Consider the following 8,893-nt stretch of genomic DNA (forward strand, 5'->3'; position numbering starts at 1 on the left):
TCGGTGCGGCGGGAGGTTTTTCTTGTCGTACCCCTCCGCTAGTTTCGAATGCGTGAGCGACGTCGCCATCCCGATCGAAACCCAGCTCGAGACGTTCCGGCCCGAGCTGACCGGTTACTGCTATCGCATGCTCGGCTCCGCGTTCGAGGCTGAGGACGCGGTGCAGGACACTCTTGTGCGCGCGTGGAAAAGCTATGAGAGCTTCGAGGGCCGCTCGGCCCTGCGCTCCTGGCTCTACCGCATCGCCACCAACGTCTGCCTGACGATGCTCGGCAGCGCCCAGCGGCGGGCCCGGCCGATGGATTTCGGCGGCCCCGGTGACGGCCACGCGACCCATCCCGGCGAGCCGCGCCCTGAGGAGATCTGGGTCGGCCCGGTGCCCGACGGGCGGGTGCTGGCCGCGGTGGCCGACCCGGCCCAGGTGGTGGCCGACCGCGAGTCGATCCGGCTGGCCTTCGTGGCGGCGCTGCAGCATCTGCCGCCCAAGCAGCGGGCCGTGCTGATCCTGCGCGAGGTGCTGGCCTGGTCGGCGCAAGAGGTGGCCGACCTGCTCGAGACGTCGGTGCCGAGTGTCAACAGTGCCCTGCAGCGGGCCCGGGCCACGATCGCCGCCGCCGACCAGGGCGCCCAGCTGCTCGAGCCCTCCGACGACGAGCAGAAGGAGCTGCTGGCCCGCTACGTGCAGGCCTTCGAGGCGTATGACTTGACCGCGCTCACCGCCCTGCTGCACGAGGACGCGACGCTGTCGATGCCGCCGCTCCCGCTGTGGCTGCGCGGCACCGGCGACATCATCGCCTGGATGACCGGCACCGGCGCCGGCTGCGAGGGCTCACGCCTGATCCCGCTCGTCGCGAACGGTCTGCCCGCCTTCGCCCAGTACCGTCCGAATCTCGATGGTCCCGGCCACGTGCCGTGGGCGCTGATCGTCCTGGAGATCTCCGGCGGCCGGATCGCCGGCATCAACAACTTCCTCGACACCCAGCGCCTGTTCCCGCTCTTCGACCTGCCGGAGAGCCTGCCGGCCTGAGAAGAAGATCCCGCCCAGCCCCATCAGGCTGAACAGGACCAGCAGATCGTCGGTCGCCCCGTGCGTGCTGAACCGCCAGCCGTGGCGGCCGGCGGTCAGCCGCAGGCGGGCCAGCGCCTCGATGGTGACGACGTCGGCCCGGGCCTGCGACACGTCGCAGACGACCTGACCCGGCCCGGCCCGGCCGCGCAGCAGGTCGGCCAGCCGTGCGCACAGGCAGGGGATGTCGGCGCGGGTGACCTTCGCGCCGACGGCGAGCAGGACCGTCATGTCAGATGAGACTCGCCGCGGCCACCGAACTCATCGCGGCATCGGAAGATCGGCCGTCCGGCTCACCCCGGCCTCGGCCGCAACGACCGCATTGCCCCCTTTCCGGGTCGATCGTGCGCCCGATATAGGCGGTTATCGCGGTGGGTTCCGATTCTGGTGCTCCGGTGGGGTGTGCGCGCCTGCCCGGCGTACGGGAAAGGGTTTTAGGGTGGGCGGATGAGTGAGCGACTGACCAACTGGGCCGGCAACATCGTCTTCGGGGCCCGCGACGTGCGGCGGCCCGCCTCGGTGAGCGAGGTGCAGGACATCGTGGCCGCGGGCGGGCCGATCCGGGTGCTGGGCAGCGGCCACTCGTTCAACCGGATGGCCGACACCGACGGCACCCTGGTCTCGCTGGCCGACCTGCCGCGGCTGGCCGAGATCAGCGAGGACCGCACTTCGGTACGAGTCGACGGCGGCATCCGCTACGGCGTGCTCGCCGCCCACCTCTACGACAACGGGCTGGCCCTGCACAACACGGCCTCCCTGCCGCACATCTCGGTGGCCGGCGCGGTCGCCACCGCCACCCACGGCTCCGGCGAGCGCAACCAGAACCTGGCCGCCGCCGTCTCGTCGATCGAGTTCGTGGACGGCTCCGGCAAGCTCGTGACGCTCGCCCGCGGCGACGCCGACTTCCCCGGCGCGGTGGTCGGCCTGGGCGCGCTGGGCGTGGTCACCGCGCTCACACTCGACGTCCAACCGGCTTTCGAACTGCGGCAGTACGTCTATGACAGCGTGCCCCGGGCGTCGGTCGAGCAGCATTTGCACGAGATGCTGGCCGACGGTTACAGCGTCAGCCTGTTCACCAACTGGACCAGCCTCGACATCAGCCACGCCTGGCTGAAGCGCACCGAGCCGATGACCGGCGACTGGTTCGGCGCCCACCTGGCCGACGGCCCGCGTCACCCGGTGCCCGGCATGCCCGCCATGAACAGCACCGAGCAGGGCGGCGTCCCCGGCCCGTGGCACCAGCGCCTGCCCCACTTCCGGATGGAGTTCACCCCGTCCAGCGGCGAGGAGCTCCAGTCCGAATACCACGTCGCCCGGGCCGACGGCCTGGCCGCGATCGACGCCGTCGCCTCGATCCGGGAGAAGGTGGCGGCGGTCCTGCAGGTGTGCGAGCTGCGCACCATCAAGGCCGACGACCTGTGGCTCAGCCCCAACTACCACCGCGACAGCATGGCCCTGCACTTCACCTGGATCGCCGACACCGAGGCCGTGCTGCCCGTGGTGGCCGAGCTCGAGCGGGTCCTCGAGCCGTTGGCTCCCCGCGCCCACTTCGGCAAGGTCTTCACCCAGTCACCCGAGACGATCCGGGCCGGATACGAGCACTTCGCCGACTTCCAGGAGCTCGTGCGCCGCTACGACCCGGCCGGCACCTTCCGCAACGAGTGGCTGGCCGCCATCGTCGGCTGATCGTCACGCCCCGTCCCAGGCGCGCAGCTCCCGGCGCGCCTGGTGGCGGCGGCGCCGGCGCTCCTGACGGCGCAGGAGATTCCACTCGACGTGCCCGTGGCTCTCACAACGCCGTACCCGAAACGCGGCTGACCCCGCCCAGAAGCAGCCACCACGGCGCTCACGCCGCGGCTCGACCACCCGCGGCAGCGTGCACGGCCCGAACCGGTGGTCGTGCACAGGCTTGCAGCTCACCCCGGGTGCGTCCGCCAGCTGCACCCACCAGGGCCGAGTCTTGTCGGTCCGGCTCATCAACGGTCACCTTCCGGTTCCGCGCAGCCCCGTCCTGGGGCCGTCGTCAGACCGGATGCACCGCGATCACCTCTTCACCGTTGCCGAGAGCCGCCACGATATGGCGATCCCTCGGTGCCGACAAGCCTGTTTGCTCGGGTCAGTAGGTGTCCCGGCGCCGACCACGACTTGTCGGCGCTGTGCTCGCCGGGCTGCGGCCGGGAGCCACGGCGGCGAGCGGCGGTGACCCGGCGGCGTTGCGGCTGGTCGGGCCGGACGACCAGCACTGGACCACCGTGCACGTCGACGAACTGGCCGAACTCTCTCTGGCGGCTCACGCTCGGCGGCTCGGGGGAGCGGTTCCTGACCGTCGGTGGCGACAATCCGACCGTACGGGGAAGGGGCGAAGCGAGAACGCGCTGCGGGAGCTCTCCTGGTGGCCGAGCCGTCCCGCGAAGCTCGAAGAGATCGCCTCCGGGCCTATGAACTGGGGGAATGGCTGCCGCTGAGAAAGATCGTCTTAAGTGTTCCTTAAGCGATAATCCCTCATGGGAGCGCTCCCGTATGGATGGCCGTAGCCAGTTTTCGGTCCCCCGTCGCGGAAGGCGCAGCCCCAATGTACAGAGCCCGGTACAACAAGTCCCGCACGAGTTCGCGCCGTTGGCAGATCGGTGCGGTCGTGGGGGTCGCGGTCGTCATCACCGGTGTCGGTCTGGGCGTCGCCTCAGCCGCGGAATCCGTGCCCACCGTCAACTGCCCCCAGGTCGGCAACCTGCCGGCCGTTCCGGCCCAGGCGCAGGCCGAGGTGCAGCGCAACCTGGAGCTGTTGAACACGCAGATCTCCGAGGCCAACAACCGGCTGCGGACCTCCGTCGGCCAGGGTGGCCCGGCCTTCATCCAGAACGCGATCCTCGGCCCGCTGAAGGACAAGCGGTTCGCGACGATCAACCGGATCGAGACGGCGATCGGGCGCAACGCGGCCAAGCCGAACCTGAACGCCGAAGGTCTGTCGACCTGCTCGCTCAACCAGGACGGTGGCTCCTCGGCGCAGCAGCCGGTCGAGGTGCCGGCCGCGGGGAACAACGGCGGCGGTGGCGAAGCGGCGGCGGTCCCGACGGTCAACTGCCCGGCGGTCGACAACCTGCCGGCCGTTCCGGCCCAGGCCGCGGCCGAGGTGCAGCGCAACCTGGAGCTGTTGAACACGCAGATCTCCGAGGCCAACAACCGGCTGCGGACCTCCGTCGGCCAGGGCGGCCCGGCCTTCATCCAGAACGCGATCCTCGGCCCGCTGGAGGACAAGCGGTTCGCGACGATCAACCGGATCGAGACGGCGATCGGGCGTAACGCGGCCAAGCCGAACCTGAACGCCGAGGGCCTGTCGACCTGCTCGCTCAACGAGAACGGCGGCTCCTCCGCCGAGCAGCCGACCGAGGTTCCCGGCGGTGGCAACGCGGGTGCCGGTGGCGACGCCGGCTCCGACGTGGCCGTGCCGACGGTCAACTGCCCGCAGGTCGCCAACCTGCCGGCCATCCCGGCCCAGGCCGCGGCCGAGGTGCAGCGCAACCTCGAGCTGCTCGACACCCAGATCGCCGAGGCGAACGCCCGCATCGTGTCGTCGGTCGGCCAGGGCGGCCCCGCCTTCATCCAGAACGCCATCCTCGGCCCGCTGGAGGACAAGCGGTTCGCCACCATCAACCGCATCGAGACGGCGATCGGCCGCAACGCCGCCAAGCCGAACCTGAACGCGGAGGGCCTCGCCCCCTGCGCGCTCAACCAGTAAGCATTTAGTCCCTCCACCTGCCAGGCGCGCGCCCGGACCCCCACCCGGGCGCGCGTCTTCATGTCTCCAACCAAATTGGCACGAGTCACGCGCGTCACGACGGCGCATTCATGTCACCCACCAGGGGTAGCTTCGCGCCATGCCCGCTGAAGCCCCCGAAGCGAAGCCGCCCCACCGTCCACACCCGTGGAAGGTGGAGGGTGTGCCGCCCACTCCTGCTCCCGGTGGCCCGCCAAGGCCGCGTTCCTCCTGGGTCCGCTTCGGCGGCACGCTGGTCGTCCTGCTCGCCCTCAACTGGATCATCTCGTCGTTCTTCCTGGCCCCGCCCGAGCGCGCCTCGGTTTCGTACACGTTCTTCCTGACCCAGGTCCAGGGCAACAATGTCAGCGAGATCACGTCGACGGCCGACACCATCGAGGGCCAGTTCAAAAAGGAAGTGGCCTACACGCCCACCGGCGACACCAAATCCGAGCAGGTCGACCGGTTTACCACCCAGCGGCCCTCGTTCGCCGATGACGACCTCTTCTCCCAGCTGCAGGCCGACAACGTGCCGGTCAACGCCAACCCGCCGGACGCACCGGCCCCGATCTGGCAGCAGCTGCTGATCGGTTTCGGCCCGACGATCCTGCTGGTCGCCCTGTTCATCTGGATCAGCCGGCGGATGGCCGGCGGCGGTGGCGGGGGTGTGCTGGGCAGCTTCGGCAAGTCGCGGGCCAAGCTCTACCAACCCGAGTCCGGGCCCCGCACGACCTTCGCCGACGTGGCCGGCATCGAAGAGGTCGAGCAGGAGGTCACCGAGATCGTCGACTTCCTCCGGGAGCCCGAGAAATACCGCAAGCTCGGGGCCCAGATCCCGCACGGCGTGCTGCTCTCCGGCCCGCCCGGCACCGGCAAGACGCTGCTGGCCCGTGCGGTCGCCGGCGAGGCCCAGGTGCCGTTCTTCTCGATCTCGGCCTCCGAGTTCATCGAGGCGATCGTCGGCGTCGGCGCCAGCCGCGTGCGAGACCTGTTCGACCAGGCCAAAAAGGTGGCCCCGTCGATCATCTTCATCGACGAGCTCGACGCCATCGGCCGGGCCCGGGGCAGCGCCCAGTCGCTGGGCGGCAACGACGAGCGTGAGCAGACGCTCAACCAGATCCTGACCGAGATGGACGGCTTCACCGGCAGCGAGGGCGTGGTGGTGCTGGCCGCCACCAACCGCTCCGAGGTCCTCGACCCGGCACTGCTGCGCCCCGGCCGCTTCGACCGTCGCGTCGTGGTGAGCCCACCCGACCTGGCCGGTCGCCGCGCGATCCTCGTCGTGCACACCCGCGGTGTCCCGGTCGCCCCCGGCGTCGACCTCGACGGCATCGCCGCCTCCACCCCGGGCATGGTCGGCGCCGACCTGAAGAACCTGGTCAACGAGGCAGCCCTGCTGGCCGCCCGCCGAGGCCACAGCCAGGTGCAGAACAACGACTTCACCGACGCCCTGGAAAAGATCGTGCTGGGCACAGTCCGCGGCCTGATGCTGACCCCCGACGAAAAGGAGCGCACCGCGTTCCACGAGTCGGGCCACGCCCTGCTGGGCATGCTCACCCCCGGTGCCGACCCCGTCCGCAAGATCTCGATCATCCCGCGCGGCCAGGCCTTGGGCGTGACCTTCCAAAGCCCGTCAAGCGACCGGTACGGCTACTCGGCCAAATATCTGCGGGGGCGCATCATCGGGGCGCTGGGCGGGCGCGCCGCCGAAGAAGTGGTGTTCGGCGACATGACCACCGGCGCGGAAAGCGACCTCGACCAGGTCAGCAACATCGCCCGCCAGATGGTCGGCCGCTGGGGCATGTCCGAGGTCATCGGCCCCGTCACCGTGCTACCCCCACCGGGCCAGGAGTCCCCCTTCGGCCTCGACGGCGTAGCCCCGGCGACAAAGGAACTGATCGACGCCGAGGTCCGGAAGATCGTCGAGGAGTGCTACACCGAAGCCCTGTCGCTGCTGCGCTCCCACCGCCCCCAACTCGACAGCCTGGCCCACCGCCTCCTGCAAACCGAAACACTCGACGAGGCCGACGCCTACGCCGCAGCCGGCATCAGCCCAGCCGAGGCCCCGGGTGCAGTCGCCCGCGGTGAGGCTCCGGGCTCGACGGCTGCTCCTGGCATCCCGCACCCGGTGGCCGCCGATTCGACGCCGCCCAATGGGGTTCCCTCAGCCGCTGCATCCTGAGTCGGGGGTTGCGGCGGGATCAGGGGTCGTGTCGGCTTTGTGGGTTGGGCTTGCTTGCGCTGGACGGGCGGAGGCGGGGGTGAGCAAGCAGGGCCTGGAAGAGCAGCTACGGCCTTGCTTGCTCACCCCCGCCTCCGCCCTTGCGGGCGAGCTTGCCGCCGGCTGAAGACCTTGGTCGCCGGCTGCTGGATGCTTGGTCGGGGTGGCGGTCACCTGACGGGTAGGTGGTCTGGCTGCCGCGCTGGGGATGAAACCAGGCGGCCAGCGAAAGCAGGCCGGCCTGGGTGGTGGCTTGCGGGAACTCAACAATGCCGGTTGCGTCCGCCTTCGGCATACGTCGTCGGCCGGTCCTGCTGGGTGCATGGCAATGCGGGCCGGGCGCTCTGCGGCTCTCGCACCGGCTGCGACACGTAGTGCTACCGGAATGCGGGCCAGTGCTCCGGTCTTCAGGCCGGGGGTGAAGGCCCGCGCTGGGAGGGCCGCCAGGCCCGAGCAGTGCCTTAACCGGGACGGTTCTGCTGCTCGATGTACTGCTTTACGACGCTGAGCGGTGCCCCGCCGACGGAGCCTGCGAAGTACGAGCCCGACCACAGCTTGTTGGCCCGGTAGTAGTGCCGCACGAGGTCGGGAAACTCCTGCCGCAGCCGCCGCGAGGAGACGCCCTTGAGGCTGTTGACCAGCCGGGCCACGGCCACCTTGGGCGGGAAGTTGACCAGCAGGTGCACGTGGTTGTTCTCGCCGTTGAACTCGACCAGCTCGGCCTCGAAGTCGGCGCACACGTCCCGCATGATTGCCTCCATGCGGGTCAGGTGCTGGTCGGCGAATACCTTGTGCCGGAACTTCGTCACGAAGACCAAGTGGACGTGCATCGCGAAAACGCAGTGTCTACCAGTGCGGATGCCTGAAAGTTCAGCCATAGACCAACATGTTACGGTATGTCTCGTGCAGCTTCGTTACAACTTCCGCGTCTACCCGACGACCAGCCAGCAGATCGAGCTGGCCAGGGCGTTCGGGTGCGCGCGGGTGGTGTTCAACGACGGGCTGCGCCTGCGTCAGCAGGCCCGCGAGGCGGGCGAGAAGTACGTCTCGGACGGCGAGCTGTCCCGCCGCCTGATCACCGAGGCGAAGCTGACGCCTGAGCGGGCATGGCTGGGCGAGGTGTCGTCCGTGGTCTTGCAGCAGGCCCTGGCGGACCTGAACACCGCGTACCGCAACTTCTTCGCCTCGATCTCGGGCAAGCGCAAGGGGCGGAAGCTGGCCCCGCCCCGGTTCCGGTCCCGCAAGGACAACCGGCAGGCCATCCGCTTCACGAAAAACTCCCGGTTCAAGGTCCTCGACAACAGCCGGTTGCGCCTGCCGAGGATCGGCGACCTTGCGGTCCGCTGGTCCCGGACGCTGCCGTCGGACCCGTCGAGTGTGGCGATCATCCGAGACGCGGCCGGGCGTCACTTCGCCTCGTTCGTCGTGCAGACCACCGACGAGGCGTTGCCGCCGGTCGAATCCGAGGTCGGTATCGATCTGGGACTGACCCACTTCGCGGTGCTCCCGGACGGCACGAAGGTGGCCGCACCGAAGTTCCTGCGCCGCGCGGCGCGCAAGCTAAAGCGGTTGCAGCAGGCGCTCTCGCGCAAGCAGCGCGGGAGTCAGAACCGGAAGAAGGCCGTCGTGAAGGTCGCCAGGGCGCACGCCCGGGTGGCCGACACCCGGCGGGACTGGCAGCACAAACTGTCCACGGCGATCATCCGCGAGAACCAAGCGGTGTACGTCGAGGATCTGTGCGTGGCCGGTCTCGGCCGGACCCGACTGGCGAAGTCTGTGCACGATGCGGGATGGGCCGGATTCACCGGCATGTTGGAGTACAAGGCGGCGCGGTACGGGCGCACTTTCGGCC

7 protein-coding genes and 1 pseudogene are annotated in these 8,893 nt (G+C 69.7%); 5 read left to right on the forward strand and 3 right to left on the reverse strand.

From position 1 onward, the window contains the following. Positions 1-52 precede the first annotated feature (52 nt). A complete protein-coding gene (locus NAG42_RS27430) occupies positions 53-1,027 on the forward strand; it encodes a sigma-70 family RNA polymerase sigma factor (RefSeq protein ID WP_250034513.1) in 975 nt (324 codons plus the stop codon). A 21-nt stretch (positions 1,028-1,048) separates the two neighbouring features. Here NAG42_RS27430 and NAG42_RS45400 read toward each other — a convergent pair. Further along, positions 1,049-1,297, reverse strand: a pseudogene (locus NAG42_RS45400) (STAS domain-containing protein); the annotation flags it as partial. A 216-nt stretch (positions 1,298-1,513) separates the two neighbouring features. Here NAG42_RS45400 and NAG42_RS27435 point away from each other — a divergent pair. Beyond that, positions 1,514-2,752: an FAD-binding protein gene (locus NAG42_RS27435; RefSeq protein WP_250034515.1), complete on the forward strand. Its 1,239-nt coding sequence runs from the start codon at positions 1,514-1,516 to the stop codon at positions 2,750-2,752. 3 nt (positions 2,753-2,755) lie between these two features. Here the strand turns inward: NAG42_RS27435 and NAG42_RS27440 are convergent, their stop codons facing one another. Further along, positions 2,756-3,043, reverse strand: a complete 288-nt coding sequence (locus tag NAG42_RS27440; RefSeq protein ID WP_250034517.1) for a hypothetical protein — start codon at positions 3,041-3,043, stop codon at positions 2,756-2,758. Positions 3,044-3,638: 595 nt separating this feature from the next. On the opposite strand from NAG42_RS27440, the gene NAG42_RS27445 reads away from it, so the two are divergent. Together NAG42_RS27445 and ftsH are read left to right on the forward strand one after the other, a co-directional pair. After that, complete coding sequence (locus tag NAG42_RS27445) at positions 3,639-4,802, forward strand: hypothetical protein (RefSeq protein WP_250034518.1); 1,164 nt, start codon at positions 3,639-3,641, stop codon at positions 4,800-4,802. 202 nt (positions 4,803-5,004) lie between these two features. Next, positions 5,005-7,002, forward strand: coding sequence for an ATP-dependent zinc metalloprotease FtsH (gene ftsH, locus NAG42_RS27450; RefSeq protein WP_250034519.1), 1,998 nt, complete (start codon positions 5,005-5,007; stop codon positions 7,000-7,002). Between the two features lie 500 nt (positions 7,003-7,502). Here ftsH and tnpA read toward each other — a convergent pair whose 3' ends face one another. Then, positions 7,503-7,919, reverse strand: a complete 417-nt coding sequence (gene tnpA / locus NAG42_RS27455; RefSeq protein ID WP_250034521.1) for an IS200/IS605 family transposase — start codon at positions 7,917-7,919, stop codon at positions 7,503-7,505. A 25-nt stretch (positions 7,920-7,944) separates the two neighbouring features. Here tnpA and NAG42_RS27460 point away from each other — a divergent pair. Further along, the coding region (locus tag NAG42_RS27460) for an RNA-guided endonuclease InsQ/TnpB family protein (protein WP_250034523.1) at positions 7,945-8,893 on the forward strand (949 nt) is incomplete at its 3' end.

Origin of the sequence: Paractinoplanes maris (assembly GCF_023544465.1) — a bacterium.
Taxonomy (GTDB): domain Bacteria; phylum Actinomycetota; class Actinomycetes; order Mycobacteriales; family Micromonosporaceae; genus Actinoplanes; species Actinoplanes maris.